General features: G+C 64.4%; 30 protein-coding genes. 21 read left to right on the forward strand and 9 right to left on the reverse strand.

Annotated features, from left to right (window positions below; genetic code table 11):
- Positions 1 to 31: 31 nt before the first annotated feature.
- The gene (locus tag J7548_RS17895; RefSeq protein WP_290977179.1) at positions 32 to 817 is read right to left on the reverse strand and encodes an IclR family transcriptional regulator; all 786 of its coding nucleotides are present in this window, start codon (positions 815 to 817) and stop codon (positions 32 to 34) included.
- Positions 818 to 1,223: 406 nt separating this feature from the next.
- Here J7548_RS17895 and J7548_RS17900 point away from each other — a divergent pair, with 406 nt between their 5' ends.
- From J7548_RS17900 to J7548_RS17940, 9 genes are all read left to right on the forward strand, one after another.
- The gene (locus tag J7548_RS17900; protein WP_290977182.1) at positions 1,224 to 2,240 is read left to right on the forward strand and encodes a sulfate ABC transporter substrate-binding protein; all 1,017 of its coding nucleotides are present in this window, start codon (positions 1,224 to 1,226) and stop codon (positions 2,238 to 2,240) included.
- 78 nt (positions 2,241 to 2,318) lie between these two features.
- Positions 2,319 to 2,909 carry an NADPH-dependent FMN reductase gene (gene ssuE / locus J7548_RS17905; RefSeq protein ID WP_290977185.1) on the forward strand — a complete coding sequence of 197 codons (591 nt, stop codon included), beginning with the start codon at positions 2,319 to 2,321 and terminating at the stop codon, positions 2,907 to 2,909.
- A 103-nt stretch (positions 2,910 to 3,012) separates the two neighbouring features.
- The gene (locus J7548_RS17910) at positions 3,013 to 3,990 is read left to right on the forward strand and encodes a sulfonate ABC transporter substrate-binding protein (protein ID WP_290977187.1); all 978 of its coding nucleotides are present in this window, start codon (positions 3,013 to 3,015) and stop codon (positions 3,988 to 3,990) included.
- Between the two features lie 44 nt (positions 3,991 to 4,034).
- The gene (ssuD, locus tag J7548_RS17915) at positions 4,035 to 5,201 is read left to right on the forward strand and encodes an FMNH2-dependent alkanesulfonate monooxygenase (protein WP_290977189.1); all 1,167 of its coding nucleotides are present in this window, start codon (positions 4,035 to 4,037) and stop codon (positions 5,199 to 5,201) included.
- Positions 5,202 to 5,208: 7 nt separating this feature from the next.
- Positions 5,209 to 6,051, forward strand: a complete 843-nt coding sequence (gene ssuC, locus J7548_RS17920; protein WP_290977191.1) for an aliphatic sulfonate ABC transporter permease SsuC — start codon at positions 5,209 to 5,211, stop codon at positions 6,049 to 6,051.
- 17 nt (positions 6,052 to 6,068) lie between these two features.
- Complete coding sequence (locus J7548_RS17925) at positions 6,069 to 6,914, forward strand: ATP-binding cassette domain-containing protein (RefSeq protein ID WP_290977194.1); 846 nt, start codon at positions 6,069 to 6,071, stop codon at positions 6,912 to 6,914.
- Positions 6,915 to 6,991: 77 nt separating this feature from the next.
- A complete protein-coding gene (locus tag J7548_RS17930) occupies positions 6,992 to 7,207 on the forward strand; it encodes a TOBE domain-containing protein (protein ID WP_006464491.1) in 216 nt (71 codons plus the stop codon).
- Between the two features lie 59 nt (positions 7,208 to 7,266).
- Complete coding sequence (locus J7548_RS17935) at positions 7,267 to 8,085, forward strand: EAL domain-containing protein (RefSeq protein ID WP_290977211.1); 819 nt, start codon at positions 7,267 to 7,269, stop codon at positions 8,083 to 8,085.
- Between the two features lie 48 nt (positions 8,086 to 8,133).
- Positions 8,134 to 8,733: an alpha/beta hydrolase gene (locus tag J7548_RS17940; RefSeq protein WP_290977214.1), complete on the forward strand. Its 600-nt coding sequence runs from the start codon at positions 8,134 to 8,136 to the stop codon at positions 8,731 to 8,733.
- 65 nt (positions 8,734 to 8,798) lie between these two features.
- Here J7548_RS17940 and J7548_RS17945 read toward each other — a convergent pair whose 3' ends face one another.
- Together J7548_RS17945 and J7548_RS17950 are read right to left on the reverse strand one after the other, a co-directional pair.
- The gene (locus J7548_RS17945; RefSeq protein ID WP_290977217.1) at positions 8,799 to 9,116 is read right to left on the reverse strand and encodes a type II toxin-antitoxin system RelE/ParE family toxin; all 318 of its coding nucleotides are present in this window, start codon (positions 9,114 to 9,116) and stop codon (positions 8,799 to 8,801) included.
- A complete protein-coding gene (locus J7548_RS17950) occupies positions 9,113 to 9,382 on the reverse strand; it encodes a type II toxin-antitoxin system ParD family antitoxin (RefSeq protein ID WP_290977220.1) in 270 nt (89 codons plus the stop codon). The genes J7548_RS17945 and J7548_RS17950 overlap by 4 nt, the downstream gene beginning before the upstream one ends.
- Before the next feature lie 227 nt (positions 9,383 to 9,609).
- On the opposite strand from J7548_RS17950, the gene cysT reads away from it, so the two are divergent.
- From cysT to J7548_RS17970, 4 genes are read left to right on the forward strand one after another with little or no spacing between them, the layout of a single operon-like run.
- Positions 9,610 to 10,500, forward strand: a complete 891-nt coding sequence (gene cysT / locus J7548_RS17955) for a sulfate ABC transporter permease subunit CysT (RefSeq protein ID WP_290977223.1) — start codon at positions 9,610 to 9,612, stop codon at positions 10,498 to 10,500.
- A gap of 4 nt (positions 10,501 to 10,504) precedes the next feature.
- Positions 10,505 to 11,404, forward strand: a complete 900-nt coding sequence (gene cysW / locus J7548_RS17960; RefSeq protein ID WP_290977226.1) for a sulfate ABC transporter permease subunit CysW — start codon at positions 10,505 to 10,507, stop codon at positions 11,402 to 11,404.
- 12 nt (positions 11,405 to 11,416) lie between these two features.
- Positions 11,417 to 12,496, forward strand: coding sequence for a sulfate ABC transporter ATP-binding protein (locus J7548_RS17965; protein ID WP_290977229.1), 1,080 nt, complete (start codon positions 11,417 to 11,419; stop codon positions 12,494 to 12,496).
- Positions 12,493 to 13,428 carry a CysB family HTH-type transcriptional regulator gene (locus tag J7548_RS17970; protein WP_290977232.1) on the forward strand — a complete coding sequence of 312 codons (936 nt, stop codon included), beginning with the start codon at positions 12,493 to 12,495 and terminating at the stop codon, positions 13,426 to 13,428. Before J7548_RS17965 ends, J7548_RS17970 begins: the two co-directional genes overlap by 4 nt.
- Positions 13,429 to 13,449: 21 nt before the next feature.
- Here J7548_RS17970 and J7548_RS17975 read toward each other — a convergent pair whose 3' ends face one another.
- From J7548_RS17975 to J7548_RS17985, 3 genes are all read right to left on the reverse strand, one after another.
- The gene (locus tag J7548_RS17975) at positions 13,450 to 13,923 is read right to left on the reverse strand and encodes a GNAT family N-acetyltransferase (protein ID WP_290977235.1); all 474 of its coding nucleotides are present in this window, start codon (positions 13,921 to 13,923) and stop codon (positions 13,450 to 13,452) included.
- 133 nt (positions 13,924 to 14,056) lie between these two features.
- Entirely contained in the window at positions 14,057 to 14,233 is a 177-nt protein-coding gene (locus J7548_RS17980) for a hypothetical protein (protein ID WP_290977237.1), read from the reverse strand.
- A 156-nt stretch (positions 14,234 to 14,389) separates the two neighbouring features.
- Positions 14,390 to 15,244: a M15 family metallopeptidase gene (locus J7548_RS17985; RefSeq protein ID WP_290977239.1), complete on the reverse strand. Its 855-nt coding sequence runs from the start codon at positions 15,242 to 15,244 to the stop codon at positions 14,390 to 14,392.
- Positions 15,245 to 15,435: 191 nt separating this feature from the next.
- Here J7548_RS17985 and J7548_RS17990 point away from each other — a divergent pair, with 191 nt between their 5' ends.
- Positions 15,436 to 15,672 carry a hypothetical protein gene (locus J7548_RS17990; RefSeq protein WP_290977241.1) on the forward strand — a complete coding sequence of 79 codons (237 nt, stop codon included), beginning with the start codon at positions 15,436 to 15,438 and terminating at the stop codon, positions 15,670 to 15,672.
- 328 nt (positions 15,673 to 16,000) lie between these two features.
- Here J7548_RS17990 and J7548_RS17995 read toward each other — a convergent pair whose 3' ends face one another.
- Entirely contained in the window at positions 16,001 to 16,732 is a 732-nt protein-coding gene (locus J7548_RS17995) for a phosphodiester glycosidase family protein (protein WP_290977378.1), read from the reverse strand.
- A 470-nt stretch (positions 16,733 to 17,202) separates the two neighbouring features.
- Here J7548_RS17995 and J7548_RS18000 point away from each other — a divergent pair, with 470 nt between their 5' ends.
- The 7 genes from J7548_RS18000 (at position 17,203) to J7548_RS18030 (ending at position 24,747) form a co-directional block, all read left to right on the forward strand.
- Complete coding sequence (locus J7548_RS18000) at positions 17,203 to 18,324, forward strand: branched-chain amino acid ABC transporter substrate-binding protein (protein ID WP_290977244.1); 1,122 nt, start codon at positions 17,203 to 17,205, stop codon at positions 18,322 to 18,324.
- A gap of 102 nt (positions 18,325 to 18,426) precedes the next feature.
- Positions 18,427 to 19,353 carry a high-affinity branched-chain amino acid ABC transporter permease LivH gene (gene livH / locus J7548_RS18005; RefSeq protein WP_290977247.1) on the forward strand — a complete coding sequence of 309 codons (927 nt, stop codon included), beginning with the start codon at positions 18,427 to 18,429 and terminating at the stop codon, positions 19,351 to 19,353.
- A gap of 41 nt (positions 19,354 to 19,394) precedes the next feature.
- Positions 19,395 to 20,621 carry a high-affinity branched-chain amino acid ABC transporter permease LivM gene (locus J7548_RS18010; RefSeq protein ID WP_290977380.1) on the forward strand — a complete coding sequence of 409 codons (1,227 nt, stop codon included), beginning with the start codon at positions 19,395 to 19,397 and terminating at the stop codon, positions 20,619 to 20,621.
- On the forward strand, positions 20,618 to 21,394 hold the full coding sequence (livG, locus tag J7548_RS18015) for a high-affinity branched-chain amino acid ABC transporter ATP-binding protein LivG (RefSeq protein WP_290977250.1): 777 nt from the start codon (positions 20,618 to 20,620) through the stop codon (positions 21,392 to 21,394). Before J7548_RS18010 ends, livG begins: the two co-directional genes overlap by 4 nt.
- Complete coding sequence (locus J7548_RS18020; protein WP_290977382.1) at positions 21,394 to 22,098, forward strand: ABC transporter ATP-binding protein; 705 nt, start codon at positions 21,394 to 21,396, stop codon at positions 22,096 to 22,098. Before livG ends, J7548_RS18020 begins: the two co-directional genes overlap by 1 nt.
- Positions 22,099 to 22,283: 185 nt before the next feature.
- Positions 22,284 to 23,087 carry a transporter substrate-binding domain-containing protein gene (locus J7548_RS18025; protein ID WP_290977384.1) on the forward strand — a complete coding sequence of 268 codons (804 nt, stop codon included), beginning with the start codon at positions 22,284 to 22,286 and terminating at the stop codon, positions 23,085 to 23,087.
- Between the two features lie 283 nt (positions 23,088 to 23,370).
- A complete protein-coding gene (locus tag J7548_RS18030) occupies positions 23,371 to 24,747 on the forward strand; it encodes an MFS transporter (RefSeq protein WP_290977253.1) in 1,377 nt (458 codons plus the stop codon).
- 64 nt (positions 24,748 to 24,811) lie between these two features.
- Here J7548_RS18030 and J7548_RS18035 read toward each other — a convergent pair whose 3' ends face one another.
- Positions 24,812 to 25,132, reverse strand: a complete 321-nt coding sequence (locus tag J7548_RS18035; protein WP_290977255.1) for a FlxA-like family protein — start codon at positions 25,130 to 25,132, stop codon at positions 24,812 to 24,814.
- Positions 25,133 to 25,300: 168 nt separating this feature from the next.
- Positions 25,301 to 26,398: a 4-hydroxyphenylpyruvate dioxygenase gene (gene hppD / locus J7548_RS18040; protein WP_290977258.1), complete on the reverse strand. Its 1,098-nt coding sequence runs from the start codon at positions 26,396 to 26,398 to the stop codon at positions 25,301 to 25,303.
- Between the last annotated feature and the right edge of the window lie 59 nt (positions 26,399 to 26,457).

Raw genomic sequence — 26,457 nt, forward strand, 5'->3', positions numbered from 1 at the left:
TCCGTCGCATCCGGAAGGGATCGGGAAGCGTTCAGTTCCGGCCGCGGTCGAACCCCAGCGCGGAGGAAATCTGGTTGGCGGTGCTGATCAGGTCTTCCACCCAGGCGTCCTGCAGGCGGTCGGCCGGGGCCGAAATCGACAAGCCAGCCACCAGCTTGCCGGAGTCGTCGCAGATGCCCGCGGCCATGCAGCGCACGCCCAGTTCCAGTTCCTCGTTGTCGCGCGCGTAGCCGAGCGCGCGCACCATGGACAGTTCGCGTTCCAGCTTGGAGAGGTCGGTGATGGAGTTCTTGTTGTGGCCGGCCAGCCCGGTGCGGGTCGCGTAGGCGCGCACCGCCTTGGGATCGTCCACCGACAGGAACAGCTTGCCGGTCGAAGTCAGGTGCAGCGGCGCGCGGCCGCCGATGGCGCGCACCACCTGCATGCCGGAACGCTCGGAGAAGGAGCGGTCGATATAGACGATCTCGTCGCTCTGGCGCACCGACAGGTTGATGGTCTGGTGCGTCTTGCGGTGCAGGGCGCGCATGAAATCGAGCGCGGCTTCGCGCACCGACAGGCGGCTCTTAACGATGTTGCCCAGTTCCAGCAGGCGCATGCCCAGGCGATAGGTGCCAGGCTCCACGCGGTCGACGAAACGCTTGACCACCAGGTCGTTGAGGATGCGGTGGGCCGTCGACGGATGCAGGTCGGTAGCCGCGGACAGCTCCTTGAGGCTTACCGGGTCGGGATAGGCCGCCAGCGCGTCGAGCAGCGACACCATGCGCTCGATGACCTGGATTGAGATGTTTTCCGTTTCGCCTGCCGCTTCTTTTTTCATGATGCAGTCTGGTGCGTTGCAATGGGATAGTTATACCACATTGTGAAAACAACAAAAAGTCCGATCGTGCTTTTATGTGAATGGTTTCCATACCTGTCATCCGGCCGAAGGCATTCCTTGCAGGAAACCTGCTTAAGCACCAGCGTTCGCTCAATCCCCCTGGCTGGCATGGCTTCCTCGTGGCCGGGTACTGTGCATGTGTGCCTTGCGGCATCGTCGCTACCAGCATTTTCTATCGGTTTTGATATAAGGCCGTCGTTCCTTATTCCCCGCGCCTGATCTTGCATATCTGTTTTTCGCATAACCAGAGAAGAAAGTATTCGTTCTTTTTTGGAAGGGTGCTCATTAACCTGTGCTCTCCAAACAAAAACGCATGTAGACAACACTGATCGGGAACGGAACGGATATGAAACTCAAGAACATCATCAAAACCATCGCCGCCGCACTGGTGCTGGCGCAAGTCGCCCACGTGGCCCAGGCGGCCGACGTCTCGCTGCTCAACGTCTCCTACGACCCGACGCGCGAACTCTACGCCGACTACAACAAGGCCTTCGCCAAATACTGGAAGGCCAAGAGCGGCGACAACGTCACCATCAAGGCTTCCCACGGCGGTTCCGGCAAGCAGGGCCGTTCGGTGATCGACGGCATCGATGCCGACGTAGTGACCCTGGCGCTGGCCTACGACATCGACGAGATCTCGGAAAAGGCCAAGCTGCTGCCGGCCGACTGGCAAAAGCGCCTGCCGCACAACAGCTCGCCCTATACCTCCACCATCGTGTTCCTGGTGCGCAAGGGCAATCCCAAGCAGATCAAGGATTGGGACGACCTGATCAAGCCGGGCGTCTCCGTCATCACGCCCAACCCCAAGACCTCCGGCGGCGCCCGCTGGAACTACCTGGCGGCCTGGGCCTACGGCCAGAAGAAGGGCGGCAATGAGACCGCCGCGCGCGACTATATCTCCAAGCTGTTCAAGAACGTGCCGGTGCTCGATTCCGGCGCCCGCGGCGCCACCATCACCTTCGTCGAGCGCGGCATCGGCGACGTCCTGCTGGCCTGGGAAAACGAGGCGCTGATCTCGCTCAAGGAATGGGGCCCGGACAAGTTCGACATCGTCGTGCCTTCCATCTCGATCCTGGCCGAACCGCCGGTGGCGCTGGTGGACAAGGTGGCCGACCGCCGCGGCACGCGCAAGGTGGCCGAGGAATACCTGGCGCACCTGTATTCGGACGAAGGCCAGGAAATCATCGCCAAGAACTATTACCGCCCGGTCGATCCGAAGACCGCCGCCAAGTACGCGTCGCAGTTCCCCAAGTTGAACCTGGTCACCATCGACAAGGATTTCGGCGGCTGGCAGAAGGCCCAGAAGGCGCACTTCGCCGATGGCGGCACCTTCGACCAGCTGTACGTGCCGAGCAAGAAGTGATTTGACCAGCAGTGCAGGCCGGAAGCCGGCCTGCGCTTAACGCAACGAAGCGCAACGAAGCAAGAACAGCAGAACGACATGACCATCCTGTTACTGGCCGGCAGCCCCTCGGCGCCGTCACGATCCACCCGCCTCTTGAACCACGTTGGCGAAAAGCTGGCGCAACGCGGCCATCGTTATGCGCGGCTGGAAGTGCGCGACTTGCCGGGGCAGGCCATCCTGCGCGCCGACTGGAACGATGCGCAGATCAAGGCCGCGCTGGCCAGCGTGGAAGAAGCCGCTGCCGTGGTGATCGCCACCCCGGTCTACAAGGCCGCCTACAGCGGCATCCTGAAAGCCTTCCTCGACCTGCTGCCGCAGTTCGGCCTGACCAACAAGCTGGTGCTGCCCCTGGCCACCGGCGGCAGCCAGTCGCACATGCTGGCATTGGATTACGCGTTGCGCCCGGTACTGTCTTCGCTCAATCCGAAACACGTGCTGCCCAGCATCTACGCCACCGAAGCCCAGGTCACCTGGAGCGAGGAAAACGGCCTGGCGCTGGACGCGCCCATCGCCGCGCGCGTGGACGAGGGCGTGGAGCAGCTTTCTTCCAGCCTGCTGGCGCTGCACAAGGCGGCGCCGCAGGAATTCCGCGAGATTCCGTTCTCGCAAGTGCGATGTAGCGTTTGAACCTTGGGCGGCGCAGCGCCGCCGCAGCATTCTCTTGACCCGATTACATCACCGGCTGGTGCAGCGGAAGGCCGCTTGCACGCCCAAGAACTGGAGAGCACCTTTGAAAGCCAAGAACAAATTCAAGCAGCGCCGCGCCACCCTGGCGCGCCTGTCGGCCATTACCCTGGGCGCGCTGGCGCTGAGCGTAGGCAGCGCGGGCACGGCCCAGGCGCAGGACGCCAAGGTGCTGCGCATCGGTTATCAAAAGGCAGCCAACACGCTGGTGCTGCTCAAGGCGCACGGCACATTGGAAAAGCGTCTGCAGCCGCTGGGCGTGGAAGTGAAATGGGCCGAGTTCGCCGCCGGTCCGCAACTGCTGGAAGCGCTCAATGTCGGCTCGGTCGACTTCGGCTATGTCGGCGAAGCGCCGCCGGTCTTCGCGCAAGCCGCGGGCGCCGATTTCGTCTATACCGCCTATGAAATTCCCACCCCCGACGCCGAAGGCCTGCTGGTGCCGAAGAATTCGCCGCTCAAGAGCGTGGCTGAACTGAAGGGCAAGAAGGTCGCCTTCAACAAAGGTTCCGACGTGCACTGGTTGGTGGTGGCGTTGCTGAAGAAAGCCGGCTTGGCCTATCACGATATCCAGCCGGTTTACCTGGCCCCGGCCGATGCCCGCGCCGCCTTCGAGAAAGGCGCGATCGATGCCTGGGCCATCTGGGATCCGTTCCAGGCCGCGGCCGAGAAGCAGGTCGGCGCACGGCGCCTGGCCAGCGGCGTGGGTGTAGTCAATCACCACCAGTTCTTCCTGAGCGCACGTCCCTTCGCGACGAAGAACCCGCAGATCGAAAAAGTCCTGCTGGAAGAGATCACCCGCGAGGGCCAGTGGGTGCGCGCCAATACCGCGCAGGCCGCGGCCCAGCTGGCGCCGATCCAGGGGCTGGATGCCGACATCATCGAAACCGGCCTGAAGCGCTACGCCCATATCTACAAGCCGGTCGACGCCGCCGTGCTGGCCGAGCAGCAGAAGATCGCCGACGCCTTCTTCGAACTCAAGCTGATCCCCAAGCAACTCAAGGTCAGCGACGCCGTCCTGAAATAAATGAACAAGGCGGGGCGAAACAGTTTTCCCCGCAGGAGTCACGCATGAACGTTTTCTGGTTTATTCCTACCCACGGCGACAGCCGCTACCTCGGCACTGCCGAAGGCGCGCGCCCGGTTACCCACGATTACATGAAGCAGGTCGCGGTGGCGGCCGACACGCTCGGTTACGACGGCGTGCTGCTGCCGACCGGGCGCTCCTGCGAGGATGCCTGGGTGGCCGCCGCCAGCCTGATCGATGCGACCACCCGCCTCAAGTTCCTGATCGCGGTACGCCCCGGCCTGACCGCGCCGACGCTGTCGGCGCGCATGGCCGCCACCTTCGACCGCCTGTCCAACGGCCGCCTGCTGATCAATGTGGTCACCGGCGGCGACCCGGTCGAGCAGGAGAGCGATGGCGTGTTCGGCAGCCATGCCGAACGCTATGAAATCTCCGACGAATTCCTGAAGATCTGGCGCGACGTGCTGGCCAAGACCCATACCGGCGGCGAGACCGATTTCGACGGCAAGCACCTCAAGGTCAAGGGCGCCAAGGCGCTTTACCCGCCGGTGCAGCAGCCTTATCCGCCGCTGTACTTCGGCGGTTCTTCCGACGAGGCGATCGACCTCGCCGCTGAGCAGGTCGATGTCTACCTGACCTGGGGCGAGCCACCCGCGGCCGTGGCCGAGAAGATCGCCCGCGTGCGCGAGCGCGCCGCCAAGGCCGGCCGCACGCTGCGCTTCGGCATCCGCCTGCACGTGATCGTGCGCGAGACCAATGAAGCCGCCTGGCGCGCCGCCGATGAACTGATCAGCCGCCTCGACGATGAGACCATCGCCAAGGCGCAGGCCAACTTCGCCCGCATGGACTCCGAAGGGCAGCGCCGCATGGCGGCCTTGCACGGCGGCCGCCGCGACAAGCTGGAAGTCAGCCCCAACCTGTGGGCCGGCGTCGGCCTGGTGCGCGGTGGCGCCGGCACGGCGCTGGTGGGCGACGGCGAGACCGTGGCCGCGCGCATCAAGGAATACGCCGAGCTCGGCATCGACACCTTCATCCTGTCCGGCTATCCGCACCTGGAAGAGTCGTACCGCTTCGCCGAACTGGTGTTCCCGCTGCTGCCGCGTACGCAGCGCTCCGCGCCGCAGGTCCACAACCTGACCGGTCCTTTCGGCGAAATCGTCGGCAATACCGAAGTGCCCAAGGCCGCGCCGGTGCGCGTGTCGGCAAGCTGAGGCGGCCATGACGACTGCAACTTCCGATCTTCCCGTCGACGCCGCCGGCGTGCTGGCGGCAGCCAAAACCAAAACCGCCGCCAAGGGCAAGACCGCGCAGGGCGGCAGCTGGATCGGCTGGATCCTGCCATTGGCACTGGTGGTCTGGTGGGAAATCGCGGCCCAGGCCGGCTGGCTCTCCAGCCGCATCCTGCCCGAGCCGTTTGCGGTGTTGAAGGCGATCTGGAACCTGTCGGCGTCGGGCGAGCTGTGGCGTCACTTGGCCGTTTCCAGCGCCCGCGCAGCCTCCGGTTTCGCCGTCGGCGCCGGCCTAGGCCTGGTGTTGGGCCTGCTGTCGGGCAGCCTGCGTTGGGCCGAGCTGCTGCTCGACACCACGCTGCAGATGGTGCGCAACATCCCGGCGCTGGCGCTGATCCCGCTGGTGATCCTGTGGTTCGGCATCGATGAGACGGCCAAGTTGTTCCTGGTGTCGGTGGGCGTGTTCTTCCCGGTCTACCTGAATACCTACCACGGCATCCGCTCGGTCGACCGCGGCCTGATCGAGATGGCGCGCAGCTACGGCCTGTCGGGCTGGGCGCTGTACCGCGACGTGATCCTGCCGGGCGCCTTGCCGTCCATCCTGGTCGGGCTGCGCTTCGCGCTGGGGCTGGTGTGGGTGCTGCTGATCGTGGCCGAGACCATCTCCGCCCAGGCCGGCATCGGCTACATGACCATGAACGCCCGCGAATTCCTGCAGACCGATGTGGTGCTGGTCGGCATCCTGCTCTACGCCTTGCTGGGCAAACTGGCCGACAGCGCGGCGCGTGCGCTGGAACGGTTCTGGCTGCGCTGGCATCCGGGTTATCAATGAATCTAGAGGAAACTCCGATGCGTATCCATGCACAGGAAAACCATGAACTCAGCCGCGCTGCATCCGGCGCCGGCAGCCGCGGCATCGGCATCCGCCTGCAGGCCTTGTCGAAGTCGTTCGGCGGACGCGAAGTCCTGCACGACATCAATTTGAACATCGAACCGGGCGAGTTCGTCGCCATCGTCGGCCGCAGCGGTTGCGGCAAGAGCACGCTGCTGCGTTTGGTAGCACAACTGGACGATGCCAGCCAGGGCGAGGTGATCTACGGGCAAGACAACGACGCGCCGGAGATCCGCATCATGTTCCAGGATGCGCGCCTGTTGCCGTGGAAGCGGGTGCTGGCCAACGTGGCTTTGGGTTTGCCCAAGCAGGCCGCGCCGCAAGCCTTGCAGGCGCTGCGCCATGTCGGCCTGGATTCACGCGCCGGCGAATGGCCGGCGGTGCTCTCGGGCGGGCAGCGGCAGCGCGTGGCGCTGGCGCGCGCGCTGGTGCACGATCCGCAACTGCTGTTGCTGGACGAACCGCTGGGCGCGCTCGATGCCCTGACCCGCATCGAGATGCAGCAACTGATCGAATCGCTGTGGCAGGAGCGCGGCTTCACCGCCTTGCTGGTCACGCACGACGTGCAGGAGGCGATCGCCTTGGCCGACCGCGTGCTGCTGATCGAAGACGGCCATGTGGCGCTGGACCAGCGCATCGAACTGGCGCGCCCGCGTTCCCGCGGCCAGGCGCAGTTCGCGCTGCTGGAAGAGGCGATCCTGGCGCGCGTGCTGCGCCATCCCGGCAGCGAGCAGCCGGCTAACGACCAAGATCTGGAACTGTTCGCGCCGCGCGGCGTGCAGCAGGTGCAGTGGGCAGTGTAGCAATCAATCACGAACCGAATTTCAACCATCGCGGCGAGGCAGGTGCCGGCGCCGCATCATCCACCAAGGAGCACAGCATGACCATTCAAGCCATCAACGTCCGCAACCAGTTCAAGGGCAAAGTCAAAGCCATCATCGAAGGTTCGGTGGTATCCGAAGTCGACGTCGAAACGCCGGCCGGCATCGTCACCTCGGTCATCACCACCCGTTCGGTAAAGGATCTCGGCCTGACCATCGGCAGCGAAGTCGTCGCGCTGGTGAAGGCGACCGAAGTCTCCATCGCCAAGCTGTAACAAGCTGCCATCGTTCCACGGCGGCTGGCAGCCGCCGTATTTTTCATGGAGCCGCCGGAATGACATTTCAGGCACTGGATGCTTATCTGGAGCGCCTCAACCAAGCCGCGCACACCACCTCGAAGGTCTGGCTGGATGAGCAGGGACGTGCCGTCGGGCGCTATTTCAACACTTCGCTGACCTCGGCATTCCAGCCGGTGCGCGCCTTCGGCGACGGCGGCGTGGTGGCCTACGAGGCTTTCGCGCGCAGCTACTCCGGGATCGACGACGGCTTGCACCTGTGGAAACTGCTCGACCAGGCCGCCAGCGACGACGAGTCGGTGGAGCTGGACCGGCTGTGCCGCATGCTGCACGCGATCAATTACTACCGCCAGGCCGGCCGCGATGCGCCCGAGCTGCACCTGTCGGTGCATGCGCGCCTGCTGGCCGCGGTCAACAGCAACCACGGCGTGGCCTACCGCCGCATCCTGTCGGCGCTGGAGCTGCCGCACGAACGCATCGTGCTGCAATTGCCGGTGGTCACGCCCAACCAGCGCTGGCTGCTCAACTATGTGCTGGACAACTACCGGCGCAACGGTTTCCGCCTCGGCGTTTCCGCCAACAGCCCGCTGGAGGCGCTGGGCCTGCTGGACAAGGTGCGGCCCGACCTGATCAAGGTCGATGCCCGCGAACTGCCCGACCCCGACAGCGTCGGCCTGCTGCTGCTGCGCGCGGCGGAGCAGGGCGTGCGCATCTTCTTCAAGCGCGTCGAAAACCGCGAGGTGTTCGATACGCTGGAGCAGTACGGCAGCGCGCTGGCCCAGTCCATCCATGCGCAAGGCTACCTGTGGGATACCCCGGGCGCGCGCTTGTCGCTGCCGGGGGCGCAGGCGGCCTGACGCCGGCTGCTGTATTTTCTATGTGATGCCCTTTTGCGCGAGGATCCCATGAGCACATCGTTGTCCCGCCGCGCCACCGCTCCCGCCCCGGTGCATCTGGCGGACTATCGCGTGCTGGTCGTGCCTGGCTTGCACGGCAGCGGACCGGAGCATTGGCAATCGCGCTGGCAGCGGCTTTACCCGGCTTTCGAACGGGTCGAACAGACCGACTGGAGCCGGCCCGAGCTGCCGCGCTGGTCGCAGCGCCTGGATGAGGTGTTGGCGCAATCTGCGCGGCCGGTGGTGATCGTGGCGCACAGCTTCGGCTGCCTGACCACGGTGCACCGCGCGGCCGCCTTGCAGGCCCGATCGGGCACGGCTTCTCCCATCGCGGCAGCCCTGTTGGTGGCGCCGGCCGATCCAGGCAAGTTCGAGGTCAGCGATGAGGTCAGCCATCGCCTGTCGTTTCCCGCGCTGGTGGTCGGCAGCGAAAACGATCCTTGGATGAGCGCACCGCGCGCCCGCCAATGGGCCAAGACCTGGGGCGCGTCTTTTTACAATGCCGGGGCGTTGGGGCATATCAATGCCGAATCCGGCCTGGACGACTGGTTGGCAGGACAGGAACTGCTGCTGGACTTGCTGGCGCAGGCGCAGCCGTCAGATTGGTGATATCGGATGACAGAATTAGTGCGATCGGGCTTCTTGAGCGGAAAGTGTTGTCGCAGCCGAAGGGCTCAATGTTCCATGTCGTCGTCGCGCAAGATCGTTTCGTAGTTTTGCCCGCCGTAGAAGATACCGATGATGGACACCACCTCGGCGTCCACATCGAAGGCGATGACCGTCCGCTTCTTGTAGTTCGTCATGCGCAGGCCAGGTCGCACGTCATCGCGTTGCGTCCCGCGAAGGGGAAGCGTACTCAGGCTTTCGCAGTGGCTCACGAGAGCCTCGGTATATTGCGCCGCTACATCGGGCGATGCAGCTTCCGCGATGTAGCGGTAAAGCTCGGCAAGCTGTTCCAGGGTTTCCGGGCTGAAGACGACGCGATAGTTCATCGTGCCTTGGTGTGTTCGGCGGCCAGTCTGGCACGCACCTGGTCAGCGGTGACGGCGCGGGTTGGATCGGCCTTCAACGCATCATAGGCAGGGCCAACCTGATTGTGCAGCCAGTTTTCCACAGCGCGATCCCGCGCTATCAAGGCCCGCATTCCGTCCCGGATCACTTCGCTTTCACTGGCGTACTCGCCGCTACGCACCTTGGCCTTTACCACGTCTGCCATGTCGTTGGGCAAGGTGATGCTCATTTGCTGGGTTGTTCGCATGGAGGACTCCTTCGATACGGATAGGATTTAATCCTACTCTTGCAAGGGCCGTCCGTCCATCTCGGCCAAGGGGGGGCGCTGCACCGGCCTTTCATTTTTTGCGGGCATCAGTCCATCATTATTCGTTTTTCGTCTAAAGGAATGCAAAAAACTTCGTTCTCTTTATAACGTTCGAATGCGAATATCGGCTCTCTATAGTCGCATTTGTAATAAAAAGAGAACGCTCCATGACCGCTTCCACTGCATCGATTCCGGCGTCGCAGGCCGTCGGCAGGGCGTCCAGCCCGGCCCGGCCCAAGCGGGTGCTGCCGGGATTTCGCCTGTCGCTGGGCTTTACCATCTTCTATCTGGCGCTGATCGTCCTGATCCCGCTGTCGGCGATTTTCCTCAAGACCTTCACCCTGACCTGGGGCGGCTTCGTTGATGCGGTGACATCGCCGCGCGTGATGGCTTCCTATCGCCTGACCTTCGGCGCTTCGTTGCTGGGCGCGGTGCTCAACGTGATATTCGGCGGCATCGTAGCCTGGGTGCTGGTGCGTTACCGCTTCCCCGGCAAGCGCATCATCGACGCCCTGGTCGACCTGCCGTTCGCGCTGCCGACCGCCGTGGCCGGCATTGCGCTGACCACGCTGTATTCGCAGAACGGCTGGCTGGGCAGCCTGCTGGCGCCTCTGGGCATCAAGGTGGCGTTCACGCCGCTGGGCGTGCTGGTGGCGCTGACCTTCATCGGCCTGCCGTTCGTGGTGCGTACCGTGCAGCCGGTGCTGGAAGAGGCAGAGCGCGAACTGGAAGAGGCTGCCGCCAGCCTCGGCGCCAACCGCTGGCAGACCTTCAGGTACGTGATTTTCCCGACGGTGCTGCCGGCGCTGCTGACCGGCTTCGCGCTGGCCTTTGCGCGCGCCACCGGCGAATACGGTTCGGTGGTCTTCATCGCCGGCAATATGCCGATGGTGTCGGAGATCACGCCGCTATTCATCGTGACCAAGCTGGAGCAGTACGACTATGCCGGCGCCACGGCCATTGCGATGGTGATGCTGCTGGTGTCGTTCACCCTGCTGCTGGCGATCAACCTGCTGCAAGCCTGGACCCGCAAGCGCGGCCAGTCGGAAAGGAATTGAGATGATGAGCGGAGCTGCAACCTCCATTGCCGCCGAAGCGGCCCATCGCGGCGAGCCGCCGCTGACGCCGGGCGCCACGCTGGAACCCTTGTGGGTACGCGCCACGCTGATCGGCATAGCGCTGGTGTTCCTGACGCTGTTCCTGTTCGTGCCGCTGGTGGCGGTGTTCTATGAAGCGCTGCGCAAAGGCTGGGACGTCTATGTCGCATCGGTCGTCGAACCCGACGCCTGGTCGGCCATCAAGCTCACGCTGCTGACCGCCGCCATCGCCGTGCCGCTGAACCTGGTGTTCGGCGTGGCCGCGGCCTGGGCTATCGCCAAGTTCGAGTTCCGCGGCAAGAACCTGCTGCTGACGCTGATCGATTTGCCGTTCTCGGTATCGCCGGTGATCTCGGGCCTGATCTATGTGCTGCTGTTCGGCATGCAGGGCTACTTCGGCCCGTGGCTGCGCGAGCACGACATCAAGATCCTGTTCGCCGTGCCGGGCATCGTGCTGGCGACCGTGTTCGTGACCTTCCCGTTCGTGGCGCGCGAGCTGATCCCGCTGATGCAGTCGCAAGGCAGTGAAGAGGAAGAAGCGGCGCTGGTGCTTGGCGCTTCCGGCTGGCGCACCTTCTGGCACGTGACCCTGCCCAACATCAAGTGGGGCCTGCTGTACGGCGTGATCCTGTGCAACGCCCGCGCCATGGGCGAGTTTGGCGCGGTGTCGGTGGTGTCGGGCCACATCCGCGGCGAGACCAACACCATCCCGCTGCAGGTCGAGATCCTTTACAACGAATTCAACATCACCGGCGCTTTCGCGGTGGCGTCGCTGCTGGCCTTCCTGGCCCTGGTGACGCTGGCGGCCAAGAGCCTGGTCGAGTGGCGCCTCCACACGCAACAGGCCGTGGCCGACCACGAATAACAGGAGCAGTCCATGAGCATCGAAGTCAAACAGATCAACAAGCGTTTCGGCAGTTTCACCGCGCTGGACGACGTTTCCCTGAACTTCCCGGCGGGCGAGCTGACCGCGTTGCTGGGGCCGTCCGGCTGCGGCAAGACCACGCTGCTGCGCATCATCGCTGGCCTGGAATCGCTCGATTCCGGCCAGGTGCTGCTGGACGGCGAGGATGCCTCGGCGCGCCACGTGCGCGAGCGCCAGGTCGGGTTCGTGTTCCAGCATTACGCGCTGTTCAAGCACATGACGGTGTTCGACAACATCGCCTTCGGCTTGCGCGTGAAGCCGCGCAGCCAGCGGCCCTCGGAAGCGGCCATCCGCGAGAAGGTCAAGAGCCTGCTGGAGCTGGTGCAGCTCGACTGGCTGGCCGACCGCTATCCGCCGCAGCTCTCCGGCGGCCAGCGCCAGCGTATCGCCCTGGCGCGCGCATTGGCGGTGGAGCCGCGCGTGCTGCTGCTGGACGAACCGTTCGGCGCGCTCGACGCCAAGGTGCGCAAGGAGCTGCGCCGCTGGCTGCGGCGCCTGCATGACGAATTGCACGTCACCAGCATCTTCGTCACGCACGACCAGGAAGAAGCATTGGAGGTGGCCGACCAGGTGGTGCTGATGAACAAGGGCCGTGTCGAGCAGATCGGCGCCCCGGCCGAGGTCTACAACCATCCGGCGTCGCCGTTCGTCTACGGCTTCCTGGGCAACGTCAACCTGTTCCACGGCCGCCTGCACGAAGGCGTGCTCGATACCGGCGCCGTGCAGTTCGATGCGCCCGGCCACGGCGATGCGCGCGATGCCGCCGGTGTCGGTTTCGTGCGTCCGCACGACATCGAGGTGGAGCGCTATTCGCCCGGGGCCGAAGGCATCGTGGTGCAACTACGCCGCTCGCACGCCATCGGCCCGCTGGCCCAGCTGGAACTGGAGCGCGACGACAATGCGCAACTGATCGAGGCGGTGATTTCCAGCGAGCGTTTTTCCCAATTGAACCTGAAGAGCGGCGAGACCCTGGTGGTCAAGCCACGCCGCTTGCAGGTATTTGCCGACCAGGGCGGAGGGCAGGCGCAATGAATTTCCAGCAATTACGATCGATCCGCGAAGCCGCGCGCTGCGGCTTCAACCTGACCGAAGTGGCCAATGTGCTGTTCACCTCGCAACCGGGCGTGTCGCGCCAGATCCGCGAGCTGGAAGAGGAGCTGGGCGTCGAGATCTTCGAGCGCAACGGCAAGCGCCTGACCGGCCTGACCGAACCCGGCAAGGGCATCCTGGGCATCGTCGAACGCCTGCTGCTGGAAGCCGAGAACCTGCGCCGCGCCAGCAAGGAATACGCCGGCGAGGAGAGCGGCACGCTGTCCATCGCCACCACCCACACGCAGGCGCGCTACGTGCTGCCGCGCGTGGTGCAGGCCTTCCGCGACGCCTTCCCGCAGGTGCGCATCGCCCTGCAGCAGAGCGCGCCGGAACACATCGCCGAATGGGTGATCTCGGGCAAGGCCGACATCGGCATCGCTACCGAAGGCTTGTCGCAGTTCAAGGAACTGGTGTCCTTCCCCTGTTATACCTGGAGCCACGTGCTGGTGGTGCCGCAGGGCCATCCGCTGCTGGGGCTGGAACAGGTCAGCCTGGAAGATCTCGCGACCTGGCCGCTGATCACCTATGACGTCGGCTTCACCGGCCGCGGCCATATCGACGAAGCGTTCCGCCAGGCCGGCATCGAGCCGGATATCGTGCTGACCGCGATGGACTCCGACGTGATCCAGCAATACGTGGCGCTGGGCATGGGCGTGGGGCTGGTGGCGTCGATGGCGGTGGAGCAGGGCCAGCACCAGGGGCTGGCGGCGATCAACGCGGCCCACTTGTTCAAGCCCAACATCGCCCGCCTGGCGGTGCGCCGCGGCGCTTACCTGCGCGGCTACGCCTACGATTTCATCCTGCAGTTCGCGCCGGACCTGACGCGCGCCGATATCGTCAATGCGCTCAATGAGGCCAACTCCCAGCAATGAGCTGCGGCGTCCCGGCCGGCTTCAGATCGCCTTGCGATAGACGATGAAGCCGGAGTCGGTCGCCACCGTATCGTACAGGCGGCGCGCGGTGGCGTTGGTGTGGTGGGTGTGCCAGTAGACGCGTTCGGCGCCGGCCGCGCCGGCGCGCCGGTACAGTTCTTCGATCAGCGCCCGGCCCACGCCCTTGCCGCGCGCGGCTTCCACCGTGAACAAGTCCTGCAGGTAGCAGGTGGGGCCGATCAGGATGGTGTTGCGGTGGTAGAGGTAATGGGCCAGGCCCAGCAGGCGGCCGGCGCTTTCGGCCACCAGCGCGTGCACCGGTTCGGTTTCGTCGTGGATGCGCGCCCAGGTGGTGTCGGTGATTTCCCGCGGCAGGGCGGTGGGGCCGGAGCGGCCGTAGAAGGCGTTGTAGTCATCCCAGAGGATTTTCCATCGCGCAAAGTCATCGGGGCGCGCCGGCCTGATGAGGATGTCCGCAGCCTTGGCTTGTTCCATGCCTTTCCTCCCTTTTTTATGGAAGGCACAGTATATCGGCGCCGGCCAAGCAGGTGACAATGTGAAAAAGCCCGGAGGCGGCAGCCTTCCGGGCTTTGTTGTTATTGCAGCGGGTCTGTGCCAACCGGGCCGCTCAGGCCTTGTTGACCGGTGTGGCCGGGGTGCCGCTGAAAGGGCTGCTGGCCGGCTGGGCCACCGGCTGGCTGGCCACCATCAGGTCGGCGAACGAGATGTTGGGCTTTTTCGCCGGTTGCACAGGGGCGGCGTGCGCGGTTGCGTGCTGGCTGGAAGTGACGGCATTGATCGGCATGGTGTTCATCCTCAAGAGAAAGCGTGTGCCACCGGGCCGCACGGCCCGGACTCGATGATTGCCGGCAGAGTATAGGCGGGCAAACGGCGGGAGTGGCGCCGCATCACGCTTTTTAACCTGGTCTTACAGGTCTTTACGCCAGCCGGGCGCGCATGCTCACCGGCGCATGCGCGCTGCGCAGCTGTCGCGCAGGGCGATATCTTCCGGTACCTCGTTATCGTCATCGTCGTTTGGCGCCTGGGTAGCCTTGCCGGCACAGCTGCGGTAGCGCGCCACATAGCGTTCGAACTCGGCGCGCGCTTGCGCCCGCGGCAGGGCGGCCAGCTTGCGGACGAAGGCGCGGCTGCCGATCTCGAAGTGCTGGTAGTCGATCGGTTCCTTCCAGTTGCCGCCCCAGACCAGGAAGCCGTGGTCGTAGAACACGCCGACCAGGTCTTCGGCCTGGCCGGGCCGTACCGGCGTGCGCTGCAGGTAGCTGGCGGCGGCCTGCGGCGGCAGCACCTGCTGCTGCGCGCTGCCGGGCTTGGCGACATAAGGGTTCTGCAAGGGATTGATATCGATCGCAACGCCATACGCATGCTTGGACCAGCCGCCGCCGCCGGTCATGGGGCGGCCGTTGAAGGCGGAGGTATTGTTGGCCGCCATCGACTTTTCGTCGTCGCCGTCGAAATGCTCCAGCGGCACGGCGCCGGCCAGCGGCACCGAGCGCAGCAGCAATTCGCCGAACAGCGACTCCACCTGCGGGGCGACGGCATCGAGCACGACCACCGAGCCGCTGCGCGTGGCGCCGTCGAAGCCGGTGTAGTCGAAGCTGACCGTGGACAGGCGCGAACAGGGGACGGGATTGGCCGGCGTGATCACGTGGCGCGCTTTCATCGCGGCGCATTGCGCCGGAGAAACCGGAACGATGTCGGCATGCGCGGCCGGCGCGACGAGGAGCGCGGCCAACAGGGCGGGAACGGCGGCACGGTAGCCGGCACGGTTCAGGCGGGAGGCGATGGTGTCAGTCATAGGTGGCGATGATACGGGTTTTTCGTGCCGGTTTGAGTGGAAATACGCCTTGGATGGCTGACATGAATATGCGTCGTTTTCTGACAGGCGGCTGTTGCCGAAGAGGGAATAATCGATCGGGTAGAGACGGTCGAATGTCGGCAAACCGTTGATTTTCGGCCAATCTGATTAACAACCTTTGGAGGAAAAATATGTTGATTCGCCACACACTCCTGGCTGCCGCCGTATTCACCGCTGTCCTGGCCGGTTGCAACAAGCAGCGCGACGAAGCGCCGGCAGCGCCTCCGCCGGCCGGCTCCTCGGCTGCGCCGGCAAGCCCGGCCGATTCGGGCAGCTCGTCGGCAACGCCGGCGGCGCCTGCAGCCGTACCGCCGGCCGACTCCTCTTCTCCGGCGCCTGCTTCCGGCGACAGCGGCGAGAAGAAGTAAGCCTGAGCCTGGGCACCGGACCAGCGGTGCGGCAGGACGGCGGCCAACGCCGCAGAGCAAGTCCCTGGCAGTGGGAACAGCACTGCATGCGCCGCAACGGCATGGCCGTTGCGGCGTTTTACATTGGCGCAGGCGAACGTCCGGCGCGGACAAGCGGCGAAGAAATATCCCCGAACTTTTTTTTCAGGCCCCGACTCCTAGGGGAGGTTGAACTGTTCCTTCAACCTCCCTCATGCGAGGGAACTTGCCCGCGGTGACTTGCTGCGGGCTTTTTTTTGCCGGTTCGGATTTTCCCGGCCAGCGGGATGGGGTGCGCCGCAGCGCATCTCTATTTTGCAGCGGGCTTTTTCATGACTGCGATCATCGCTCCGAAAGCCGGTCCCATATTGGCTTCCAGCGTGGGGTACATGCGCGAGATGCTGCCGTCCAGGTAAAGCGCATCGCTGCATTTGAGCTCGTCGCGCAGGAACACCGCGAAGTCGTAGAAGTTGATCGGGTTGCGTGCGATGGCCAGCGTCACCATCCCCTCGGCGTCCAGGCACACGGCGTTGCGCACGACGGCATTGGGCGAGTTGGGGTCGAAACGGGCGTTGACCTTGCCATTCACGACCATCAGCGGTCCGGATTGGGTGGCATAGCGGCTCATAGCGATCCAGCGGTCGGCTTCGGCGGCAAACGCCGAGGTTTCCACAATGTGGGCCTGGCGTTCGCCCAGGATGAACACGCCGTTGGGCTGCATATAAAAATTGCCGTAGGCGTTCTGGCGCGTGTTGAGCTTGCGCAGCACGTTGCCGTTCTCGATGTACAGGCCCAGCGGCTGCAGCTGCTTGTCGTAGATGCCGGCGTTGGTGGCGCACAGCATTTCCTGGTGCTGCGCGTGCAGCAGGGCATCGAGCCGCACGAAGGTGCCCAGCGGCGCGCCGGTTTCGTCCTTCCAATAGGTGCGGATGACATCGGTGCGCGGATCGGCGCGGCAGGCGCTGATGAAGGTCTGCCGGTATTGGTATTGCTTCAGGTCGGCGGCCAGCGCCGGCATCGCGCAGGCGGCCGCGAAGAACATTGCGCCCAGCAGCGAATGGCGCTGGCGCGGCGTGAAGAGTGAAAATGGAGAGGGCATCTTGTTGTGCAGGTCTGTCCCGACCTGGACATGCGGGAAAGGGCGCAGGGCGGGCGCTCATTGTAAATGTGCAAATGCCTCTGGAGTGAGTATGCACAGCAAAAGTTCAGCATCTGCCGGGCGTTCTCAGCACGTGGAAAAGACATGCCGATGGTGCGGTGCGAAGAGGGCGATATTTTTTGAAATCGAATAAATAACGAACAAAACGTGTGAAAAATGAAATTTAAAGGGGATGAAATGACGGGGTATGCCGATTTCTCAAAAAAAAGTTGTCGTATATGACGGTGGTGTTACACTCTGCCCCCATGCGCCGGCCGGACCCGAAAATAATAAGGGTCAGAGAATCGGCGTCCCAATGTGCGCAAGCATTTGCTGGCCGCCCCTTGAACCGAAAATACCTGGAGGAAACGTCAATGAAATCCGCAAACCGTCTGACCAAGATCGCTCTGGCAGTCTCCGCAGTTGCCGCCTTCTCGGGCGCCGCCCACGCTGAAACGGTCAAGATCGCCATCGCCGGCCCGATGACCGGCGCCGTCGCCCAGTACGGCGACATGGTCAAGGCCGGTGCACTGACCGCCGTGGAGCAGATCAATGCCGCCGGCGGCGCCAACGGCAACAAGTTCGAAGTGGTGCTGATGGACGACGCCTGCGAACCGAAGCAAGCCGTGGCGGTGGCCAACAAGATCGTCAGCCAGGGCATCAAGTATGTGATCGGCCACGTGTGCTCGGGCTCGACCATCCCGGCTTCGGACATCTATGAAAACGAAGGCGTGGTGATGATCACCCCGTCGGCGACCGCACCGCAACTGACCGAAGCCAAGCCGCACAAGTACATCTTCCGCACCATCGGCCGCGATGACCAGCAAGGTCCCGCCGCCGCCCGTTACGTGATCGAGAAGCTCAAGCCGAAGAAGGTCGCCGTGCTGCACGACAAGCAGTCCTACGGCCAGGGCGTGGCGACTTCGGTCAAGACCGCGCTGGATGCGGCCAAGGTGCCCGTGGTCCTGTTTGAAGGCATCAACGCCGGCGACAGCGACTACTCCGCCATCGTCACCAAGCTCAAGTCGCAAGGCGTGGACTTCGTCTACTTCGGCGGCTACCACCCGGAAATGGGCCTGATCATGCGCCAGGCGCGCGAGCAGGGCGTCAAGGCCGTGTTCATGGGACCTGAAGGCGTGGGCAACAAGGACATCACCGCCATCGCCGGCCCCGCCTCCGAAGGCATGCTGGTGACCCTGCCGGCCGACTTCGCCGCCGACCCGGCCAACGCCGCGCTGGTGAAGGCCTTCAACGCGCAAAAGCGCGATCCGAACGGTCCGTTCCAGATGCCGGCCTACTCGGGCGTGAAGATCATCGCCGACGCCATCGCCGGCTCGAAGTCGACCGATCCGACCAAGGTGGCCGCCTATATCCACGCCAACAGCTTCAAGACCCCGATCGGCAATGTCGAATACGACAAGAAGGGTGACCTGAAGTCGTTCAACTTCGTCGTCTACACCTGGCACAAGGACGCCACCAAGACCGAAGCCAAGTAAGTTCTACGGTCTCGTTGGCGCCGTCGAGTACCGACTGACGTAAAACCCGGAAATGCCCCATCGCTGTCAGGATGGGGCATTTCCACATCAGATTTCCCTCCTATGAATGAATTGCTCCCACAACTGACCCAGCAGCTCGTCAACGGGCTTTCCCTGGGCGCGATCTATGCGCTGATCGCCATCGGCTACACGATGGTCTACGGCATCATCGGCATGATCAACTTCGCCCACGGCGAGATCTACATGATCGCGTCCTATGTCGGGCTGGTTACGCTGACGGCCATCGGCGTGCAAAGCGGCTACCCCTTGCCGCTGCTCTTGGGCGGCGCGCTGGTCGTGTCGGTGCTGGTCACCGGCCTGTACGGCTGGACCGTCGAGCGCGTGGCCTACCGGCCCCTGCGCGGCGGGCCGCGCCTGGTGCCGCTGATCTCGGCCATCGGCATGTCGATCTTCCTGCAGAACTACGTGCAGATCGGCCAGGGCGCGCGCGACATGTCGGTGCCGGTGCTGATCTCCGGCGCGCTGGAGTTCCAGATGGGCGGCGACTTCACCGTCACCGTGCCTTATTCGCGCATGGTCATCGTCGGCGTCACGCTGGTGCTGATGGTCGCCCTGACGCTGTTCATCGCGCGTTCGCGCATGGGCCGCGCCTGCCGCGCCTGCGCCGAAGACATGGGCATGGCCAACCTGCTGGGCATCGACACCAACCGCGTGATCTCCTTCACCTTCGTGCTGGGCGCGATGCTGGCGGCCGTCGGCGGCGTGCTGATCGCGCTGACCATCGGCAAGCTCAATCCCTACATCGGCTTCATCGCCGGCATCAAGGCCTTCACCGCCGCGGTGCTGGGCGGCATTGGCAGCATTCCCGGCGCGATGCTGGGCGGCGTGCTGCTGGGCCTGGCCGAAACCTTTGCCTCGGGTTACCTGCCGTCGGAATACAAGGACGTGGTGTCCTTCGGACTGCTGGTGCTGATCCTGCTGTTCCGTCCCACCGGCCTGCTGGGCAAGCCGGATGTCGAGAAGGTCTGAACCATGGGCCTGACGGAAAACGTAATCTCCAAGGAGGCATGATGCCTGTCACTTTTAAAAACGCCGTGGCGGCGGCGCTGGTTACCGCCGTATTGACGATCCCACTGTTGGGCATGCAATTGCAGCTTGAAGGCTATCGCGTGGTATTGAACACCCACTGGACGCCGGTGCTGGTGGCCATGCTGGCGGTGTTCGTGTTCCAGATGCTCAAGCCGGCGCTGTCGCGCACTTCGGCCGGCATCAAGCTGCCGTCGCTGCCGCGCCTGCAGCCGCGCAGCCAGCGCGCCGCCGTGTCGCTGCTGCTGGTGGTGGCGCTGGTGTGGCCGTTCTTCGGTTCGCGCGGCTATGTCGACGTGATGACGCTGGCGCTGATCTATGTGGTGCTGGGCCTGGGCCTGAACATCGTGGTCGGTTTCGCCGGCTTGCTTGACCTCGGCTACGTCGGCTTCTATGCGGTGGGCGCCTACACCTACGCGCTGCTGAACCAGTATTTCGGCCTGAGCTTCTGGGAGTGCGTGCCGCTGGCGGCGGCCATGTCGGCGCTGTTCGGTTTCCTGCTGGGCTTCCCGGTGCTGCGCCTGCGCGGCGACTACCTGGCCATCGTGACGCTGGGCTTCGGCGAGATCATCCGCCTGCTGCTCAACAACATGACCAGCCTGACCGGCGGCCCGGATGGCGTCTCCGGCATCCCCAAGCCGACCGTGTTCGGCGTGGCGATGGCGCGCAATCCGCTCACCGAGGGCGGCACCACCTTCCACCAGTTGCTGGGCCTGGAGTACCAGGGCGGCCATATGGTGATCTTCCTGTACTTCCTGGCGCTGCTGATGGTGCTGTTCACCTACTTCGTCACCAGCCGCCTGCTGCGCATGCCGATGGGCCGCGCCTGGGAGGCGTTGCGCGAAGACGAGATCGCCTGCCGTTCGCTGGGCATCAACCCGACCAAGGTCAAGCTCTCGGCCTTCACGCTGGGCGCGGCCTTCGCCGGCCTGGCCGGTTCCTTCTTCGCGGCGCGCCAGGGCCTGGTGACGCCGGAATCCTTCACCTTCATCGAGTCGGCGCTGATCCTGGCCATCGTGGTGCTGGGCGGCATGGGTTCGCAGCTGGGCGTGATCCTGGCCGCCATCCTGCTGACCGTGCTGCCGGAACTGGCGCGCAGCTTCGCCGAGTACCGCATGCTGATCTTCGGCCTGGTGATGGTGCTGATGATGATGTGGCGTCCGCAAGGGCTGCTGCCTGCCACCCGTCCGCATGTGGAGCTGCCGCAATGAGTGACCAAGTGAAAAACCTGCTGGAAGTCTCCGGCCTGTCGATGCGCTTCGGCGGCCTGCTGGCCGTGGACGGCGTGTCGCTGTCGGTGAAGGACAAGGAAGTCTTCGCCATCATCGGCCCCAACGGCGCCGGCAAGACCACCGTCTTCAACTGCATCAGCGGCTTCTACCAGCCGACCTCGGGCGATATCGTCCTGGATGGCGCCTCGATCGCCCGCCAGCCCAGTCACCAGGTGGCGCAGCAAGGGCTGGTGCGCACCTTCCAGAACATCCGCCTGTTCAAGTCGATGACGGTGGTGGAAAACCTGCTGGTGGCGCAACACCACCAGGTCAACACCAACCTGCTGTCTGGCCTGCTGAAGACGCCGGCCTACCGCAAGTCCGAGAAGGAAGCGCTGCAGCGGGCCGCCTACTGGCTTGATCGCCTGGGGCTGACCGCGCTGGCCAACCGCGAGGCCGGAACCCTGTCCTACGGCCTGCAGCGGCGCGTCGAGATCGCGCGCTGCATGATCACCCGGCCGCGCCTGTTGCTGCTGGACGAGCCGGCCGCCGGCCTCAACCCGCACGAGAAGCAGGAGCTGAGCGAACTGATCGACCGCCTGCGCCGCGAGGATGGCGTGGCGGTGCTGCTGATCGAACACGACATGAGCCTGATCATGGGCATCTCCGACCGCATCCTGGTGATGGAGCACGGCAAGCCCATCGTCATCGGCACGCCGGAGCAGGTGCGCAGCGACGAGCGCGTGATCAAGGCTTACCTGGGAGAAGAATGATGCTGCAGTTTGACAAGGTGCATACCCACTACGGCGCCATCGAGGCGCTGCATGGCGTGTCCCTGAACGTGGAGAAGGGCGAGATCGTGACGCTGATCGGCGCCAACGGCGCCGGCAAGACCACGCTGCTGATGACGCTGTGCGGCCGTCCGCGCGCGTCGAGCGGCCGTATCCTCTTCGAAGGGCGCGACATCACGCAATTGCCCACGCACGAGATCATGCGCCTGGGGATGGCGATCTCGCCGGAAGGCCGCCGCGTGTTCCCCAGCCTGACGGTGCTGGAAAACCTCAAGATGGGCGCTTTCTTCGCCAAGGACAGCGAGATCGAAGAAGGCATCGATTACGTCTTCGGCCTGTTCCCGCGCCTGAAGGAGCGGGCTGCGCAGCGCGCCGGCACCATGTCCGGCGGCGAGCAGCAGATGCTGGCTATCGGCCGCGCGCTGATGAGCCGTCCGCGCCTGCTGCTGCTGGACGAGCCGACGTTGGGCCTGGCGCCGCTGGTGATCGCGCAGATCTTCGAGATCATCCGCACCATCCGCGAGAGCGGGGTGACGGTGTTCCTGGTCGAGCAGAACGCCAACAAGGCGCTGGGCGTGGCCGACCGCGGCTACGTGCTGGAGAACGGCCACGTGGTGCTGCACGATACCGGCGCCAACCTGCTGGCCAACAGCGATGTGCGCAAGGCTTACCTCGGGCATGGCTGATCGTTCTTGCCGGCAAGGATGGAAAGCGCATCTTCGGATGCGCTTTTTTTCTGCCTTTGGGATGCCGGCGCGGTGAGCGCCCGGCCCCTCCGCGGGCATGGCATCCGGCTTTGTTTCACGCTATGCTCTCGGTTCATTTCAGGGAGACGCGGGCAATGATTTCGGGGCGCATCAAGAAAACCGGCATGGGCGCGGCGGCATTGGCTGCCTTGCTGGCTTTTTCCTCCTTGGCGCATGCCGACCGCCTGGCCGACATCAAGGCGCGCGGCACACTGGTCTGCGCCACGCTGAACAACAACGAGCCGCTCGGCTTCCCCGATCCGCAGACGCGCCAGGTGGTTGGTTTCGACGTCGACATGTGCAACGCCGTCGCGCACCAGCTGGGAGTGAAGATGGAGCACAAGGACGTGACGGTGGAGGGGCGCCTGCCCGCGCTGATGCAGGGCAATGCCGACCTGGTGGTGGCGGCGCTGGGCTATACGCGCGAGCGCGCCCGCCAGATCGATTTCACCGCCTCCCATTACCAGACCCCGATCCGCGTGATCGTGCGCAGCGATTCCGGCATCAACCGGATCCCCGACCTGGCGGGCAAGCGCATCAGCGCCAACCGCAATTCCACGCCTGAGCAGGCGGCGCGGCGCATGCTGCCCAAAGCGCATGTCCAGGCCTATCCGGATACGGCCGCATCCTTCCTGGCGCTGGCGCAGAACAAGGTTGACGGGCTGGCCTTGTCGCAGCCGTTGGCTATCCGTTTCGTCAACGACTCCGACGGCAAATTCAGGTTCGTCGAAGGGGCCCTGTCGTGGGAGCCGACCGCGATGGGCGTGAAGAAGGGCGAGCCGGCATTGCTGGCGGCGGTCAACGCCGCGCTGGTTAACCTGGAGAAGTCCGGCGAGATCGATGCCTTGTGGAACAAGTGGTACGGTCCGAGGAGCAAATTCAACATCCCGCGCGGCAAGAAACTGACGCCGATTTCGGCCTTCCAGTGACGCCATCGGCGTTGGCGCCGATGCCGTTGGTCCGCTCCAAATTGTTGCCGGAGGATCATTTCCAGGCAGTTTCCCTGGCGTACCAGCCGGTCTTGTCCCTCCCAAGCCGATGTTTCAGTTTTGAAAATATCCCGCCACCTGTTTGAACCCGCCCTGAGAATCCTGGGGCGTGACCCGCTTTTCCCCACTGCGCGCATGAGGCGCTTGGCCTCGGCCGGGCCGTCCGGTGATAGGATGACGGCCTTTCATCGCGCCCGCGGGCGCGGCCAGACAGGAACAAGACGTGCAAGCAAAGACCAATAGCGGCCCGATGCCGGACGCCGACGGCTTACCCGGCAAGCAACGCATCCTGGCCATCGCCGCCGTGGTGCTGGCGGTGGTCATCGCGGTGATGGACGGCTCCATCGCCAACCTGGCCTTGCCGGCCATCGCGCACGACCTGCGGGCGACCGATGCCGATGCCATCTGGATCATCAACAGCTACCAGATCGCCATGGCGGTATGCCTGCTGCCGCTGGCTTCGCTGGGGGAAGTGGCCGGCTACCGCCGGGTCTACCTGATGGGGCTGGTGCTGTTCACCGTGGCCTCGCTGGCCTGCGCGGCCGCCGGCGACATGTTGCAGCTGAGCCTGGCGCGGGTGCTGCAAGGCATTGGCGCGGCCGGCATCCTGAGCGTGAATACCGCGCTGATCCGCTTCATCTACCCGACCCGGCTGCTGGGCCGCGCGATCGGCTACAACGCGCTGGTGGCCGGCACCGCCAATGCGCTGGGGCCGACCGTGGCGGGGTTCATCCTGCATTTCGCTTCCTGGCACTGGCTGTTCCTGATCAATATCCCGCTGGGCATTGCCGCGCTGGCGATCGGCTGGAAGGCGTTGCCGTTCAATCCGCTGTCCAGGCGCAAGTACGACCGGACCAGTGCGCTGGTGTGCATGGTGTTCGTCGGTTTCCTGCTGTACACGGTGGATGCGGTCGGCCACGTGCAGGGTTGGGGCGTGGTGGCGCTGTGCGCGCTGCTGACGGCGCTCAGCCTGGTCTTGCTGCTGAAGCTGCAGTCCACCACCGCTCCCATGCTGCCGCTGGATTTGCTGCGTATCCCCTTGTTCGCATTGTCGATCGGCACCTCCTTCTGCTCGTTCGCGGCGCAGATGGCGACCTTCGTGATGCTGCCTTTCATGCTGCAGAACCACCTGGGCATGAGCGCGGCGCACGCCGGCCTGTTGCTGACGGCGTGGCCGATTGCGGTGGCGCTGACCGGCGCGCCGGCGGGCAAGCTGTCGGATCGCATGTCGGCAGGGCTGCTGGGCGGCGTCGGCATGGGCATCATGTGCATCGGTTTGCTGTCGCTGCTGACGTTGGAGCCGACGACATCGGATGTCACGATCGTGCTGCTGTTCGCGCTCTGCGGCTTCGGTTTCGGCCTGTTCCAGTCGCCCAACAACCGTACCCTGATCAGTGCGGCGCCGCGTTCGCGCACCGGCGGCGCCAGCGGCATGCTCGGTACTGCGCGCCTGGCCGGCCAGACCGTCGGCGCGTCGATGGTGGCGCTGCTGCTGACGCTGTCGTCGGCGCCGTATGCGCTGGTGCTGTGGGGCGCGGCCCTGCTGGCCGGGGCGGCTTGTCTGGTGAGCGTTTCGCGTATCCGCTATCACACGCGATAAAGGCGCCGCGCAAAACAAAAAAGCGATCCCGGGGATCGCTTTTTTCATGGACAAGAGGGCAAGGTCAGCCGGCTGCGCCCAGTTTGCGGTGACGCGCATGCGCGGCATGGGCTGCCACTGACAATGCCATGCTCAGGTAGTTTTCGCCGCGCTGGCGGCTGGCGCTATGTTGCTGCTCCCGCAGGAAGATCTGTTGGTACAAGGCGCGGATCTGCTGCTGCAGGATGCTGCGCTGCCGCTTGGCGTCCTTGTTGGCCGGGAACCGGTTCAGGGACTGCATTTGCTGCTGCAGGAGCACGATGCGGTTGTTCAGTTGCGCGACCAGTTCGGAAGGATCGCTGTCGAGCGTATCGGCGGATTCGGCGAATTGGGAAACAACGGTCATGAAAGTTCCAGCCCCTGATCAAAGACGCAGCCAAACAGAGCCCTCAGTGGGTTCTTGTATGCGGTTACGACGCGGGCCGGAATTTCTTTAGCGCAAATCCTGAAATTTACCTGGGATGAAAAAAGCGAGGCATCAGCCTCGCTTTGCTTTTCCGCGCAGGATGGCGGGTCAGATCACGCCGCGGCGCATCTGGTCGAGCTCGATCGATTCGAACAGGGCCTTGAAGTTGCCTTCGCCGAAACCGTCGTTGCCCTTGCGCTGGATGATTTCATAGAACACCGGGCCGATCACGTTCTGCGTGAAGATCTGCAGCAGCAGGCCCTGGCCGGCGGTGGGGGCGCCGTCGATCAGGATCTTCAGTTCGCGCAGCGCTTCCAGGTCTTCGCCGTGGCCGGGGATGCGGCGCTCGACCAGGTCGTAATAGGTGGCGATGGTGTCCTGCAGCGGCACGCCGCGGCTGCGCAGGTTGCGCACGGTCTGGTAGATGTCGTCGGTGCCCAGCGCGATGTGCTGGATGCCTTCGCCGTTGTACTGCTTGATGAATTCCTCGATCTGCGACTTGTCGTCGGCGCTCTCGTTGATCGGGATGCGGATCTTGCCGCAGGGGCTGGTCATGGCGCGCGACTTCAGGCCGGTCATCTTGCCTTCGATGTCGAAGTACTTGATCTCGCGGAAGTTGAACAGGCGTGTGTAGAACGACGACCAGGTATCCATCGCGCCGCGCACCACGTTGTGGGTCAGGTGGTCGATATAGGTCAGGCCCACGCCCTTGGGATTACGGTCGACGCCGGGCAGGAACTGGAAGTCGACGTCATAGATCGAGCCGTTGTCGCCGTAGCGGTCCACCAGGTACAGCAGCGAGCCGCCGATGCCGCGGATGGCCGGGATGTTCAGCTCCATCGGCCCCAGCTTGGCTTGCACGCCTTCGGCGCCCAGTTCCAGCGCGCGCTTGTAGACGTAGGCCGCGTCCTTGACGCGGAACGCCATGGCGTTGACCGAGGCGCCGTGCACCTTGGCGAAGGCGGCGGCGCTGCTGTCGGGTTCGCCGTTGAGGATGAAGTTGATCTGGCCCTGGCGGTACAGGGTGACGTTCTTGGAGCGGTGGCGCGCCACGGCGATGAAGCCCATCAGTTCCAGCACGGAGGAGATGGCGCTGGTGTCGGCCGCGGCGTATTCGACGAACTCGAAACCGTCGGTGCCCATCGGATTGTCGAACAGGTCCTGCGGTTTTGCGGCGGAGGTGAGATTGCTTTCTGCGTGGCCCATGAGTTGTCTCCTCGTGTCGGGGCGGATCGGTCGCCGCGCTTGCCTTTCCCGGATCGCGG

The organism is Herbaspirillum sp. (genome assembly GCF_017744395.1).
In the GTDB taxonomy this organism is placed as follows: Bacteria; Pseudomonadota; Gammaproteobacteria; order Burkholderiales; family Burkholderiaceae_D; genus Herbaspirillum.

Excerpts from the sequence above, each read along its gene's own strand:
- J7548_RS17895 (WP_290977179.1), bottom strand. The coding sequence starts at position 817 with ATGAAAAAAGAAGCGGCAGGCGAAACGGAAAACATCTCAATCCAGGTC.
- J7548_RS17900 (WP_290977182.1), top strand. The coding sequence starts at position 1,224 with ATGAAACTCAAGAACATCATCAAAACCATCGCCGCCGCACTGGTGCTG.
- ssuE (WP_290977185.1), top strand. The coding sequence starts at position 2,319 with ATGACCATCCTGTTACTGGCCGGCAGCCCCTCGGCGCCGTCACGATCC.
- ssuD (WP_290977189.1), top strand. The coding sequence starts at position 4,035 with ATGAACGTTTTCTGGTTTATTCCTACCCACGGCGACAGCCGCTACCTC.
- ssuC (WP_290977191.1), top strand. The coding sequence starts at position 5,209 with ATGACGACTGCAACTTCCGATCTTCCCGTCGACGCCGCCGGCGTGCTG.
- J7548_RS17925 (WP_290977194.1), top strand. The coding sequence starts at position 6,069 with ATGCGTATCCATGCACAGGAAAACCATGAACTCAGCCGCGCTGCATCC.
- J7548_RS17930 (WP_006464491.1), top strand. The coding sequence starts at position 6,992 with ATGACCATTCAAGCCATCAACGTCCGCAACCAGTTCAAGGGCAAAGTC.
- J7548_RS17935 (WP_290977211.1), top strand. The coding sequence starts at position 7,267 with ATGACATTTCAGGCACTGGATGCTTATCTGGAGCGCCTCAACCAAGCC.
- J7548_RS17940 (WP_290977214.1), top strand. The coding sequence starts at position 8,134 with ATGAGCACATCGTTGTCCCGCCGCGCCACCGCTCCCGCCCCGGTGCAT.
- J7548_RS17945 (WP_290977217.1), bottom strand. The coding sequence starts at position 9,116 with ATGAACTATCGCGTCGTCTTCAGCCCGGAAACCCTGGAACAGCTTGCC.
- J7548_RS17950 (WP_290977220.1), bottom strand. The coding sequence starts at position 9,382 with ATGCGAACAACCCAGCAAATGAGCATCACCTTGCCCAACGACATGGCA.
- cysT (WP_290977223.1), top strand. The coding sequence starts at position 9,610 with ATGACCGCTTCCACTGCATCGATTCCGGCGTCGCAGGCCGTCGGCAGG.
- cysW (WP_290977226.1), top strand. The coding sequence starts at position 10,505 with ATGAGCGGAGCTGCAACCTCCATTGCCGCCGAAGCGGCCCATCGCGGC.
- J7548_RS17965 (WP_290977229.1), top strand. The coding sequence starts at position 11,417 with ATGAGCATCGAAGTCAAACAGATCAACAAGCGTTTCGGCAGTTTCACC.
- J7548_RS17970 (WP_290977232.1), top strand. The coding sequence starts at position 12,493 with ATGAATTTCCAGCAATTACGATCGATCCGCGAAGCCGCGCGCTGCGGC.
- J7548_RS17975 (WP_290977235.1), bottom strand. The coding sequence starts at position 13,923 with ATGGAACAAGCCAAGGCTGCGGACATCCTCATCAGGCCGGCGCGCCCC.
- J7548_RS17980 (WP_290977237.1), bottom strand. The coding sequence starts at position 14,233 with ATGCCGATCAATGCCGTCACTTCCAGCCAGCACGCAACCGCGCACGCC.
- J7548_RS17985 (WP_290977239.1), bottom strand. The coding sequence starts at position 15,244 with ATGACTGACACCATCGCCTCCCGCCTGAACCGTGCCGGCTACCGTGCC.
- J7548_RS17990 (WP_290977241.1), top strand. The coding sequence starts at position 15,436 with ATGTTGATTCGCCACACACTCCTGGCTGCCGCCGTATTCACCGCTGTC.
- J7548_RS17995 (WP_290977378.1), bottom strand. The coding sequence starts at position 16,732 with ATGTTCTTCGCGGCCGCCTGCGCGATGCCGGCGCTGGCCGCCGACCTG.
- J7548_RS18000 (WP_290977244.1), top strand. The coding sequence starts at position 17,203 with ATGAAATCCGCAAACCGTCTGACCAAGATCGCTCTGGCAGTCTCCGCA.
- livH (WP_290977247.1), top strand. The coding sequence starts at position 18,427 with ATGAATGAATTGCTCCCACAACTGACCCAGCAGCTCGTCAACGGGCTT.
- J7548_RS18010 (WP_290977380.1), top strand. The coding sequence starts at position 19,395 with ATGCCTGTCACTTTTAAAAACGCCGTGGCGGCGGCGCTGGTTACCGCC.
- livG (WP_290977250.1), top strand. The coding sequence starts at position 20,618 with ATGAGTGACCAAGTGAAAAACCTGCTGGAAGTCTCCGGCCTGTCGATG.
- J7548_RS18020 (WP_290977382.1), top strand. The coding sequence starts at position 21,394 with ATGCTGCAGTTTGACAAGGTGCATACCCACTACGGCGCCATCGAGGCG.
- J7548_RS18025 (WP_290977384.1), top strand. The coding sequence starts at position 22,284 with ATGGGCGCGGCGGCATTGGCTGCCTTGCTGGCTTTTTCCTCCTTGGCG.
- J7548_RS18035 (WP_290977255.1), bottom strand. The coding sequence starts at position 25,132 with ATGACCGTTGTTTCCCAATTCGCCGAATCCGCCGATACGCTCGACAGC.
- hppD (WP_290977258.1), bottom strand. The coding sequence starts at position 26,398 with ATGGGCCACGCAGAAAGCAATCTCACCTCCGCCGCAAAACCGCAGGAC.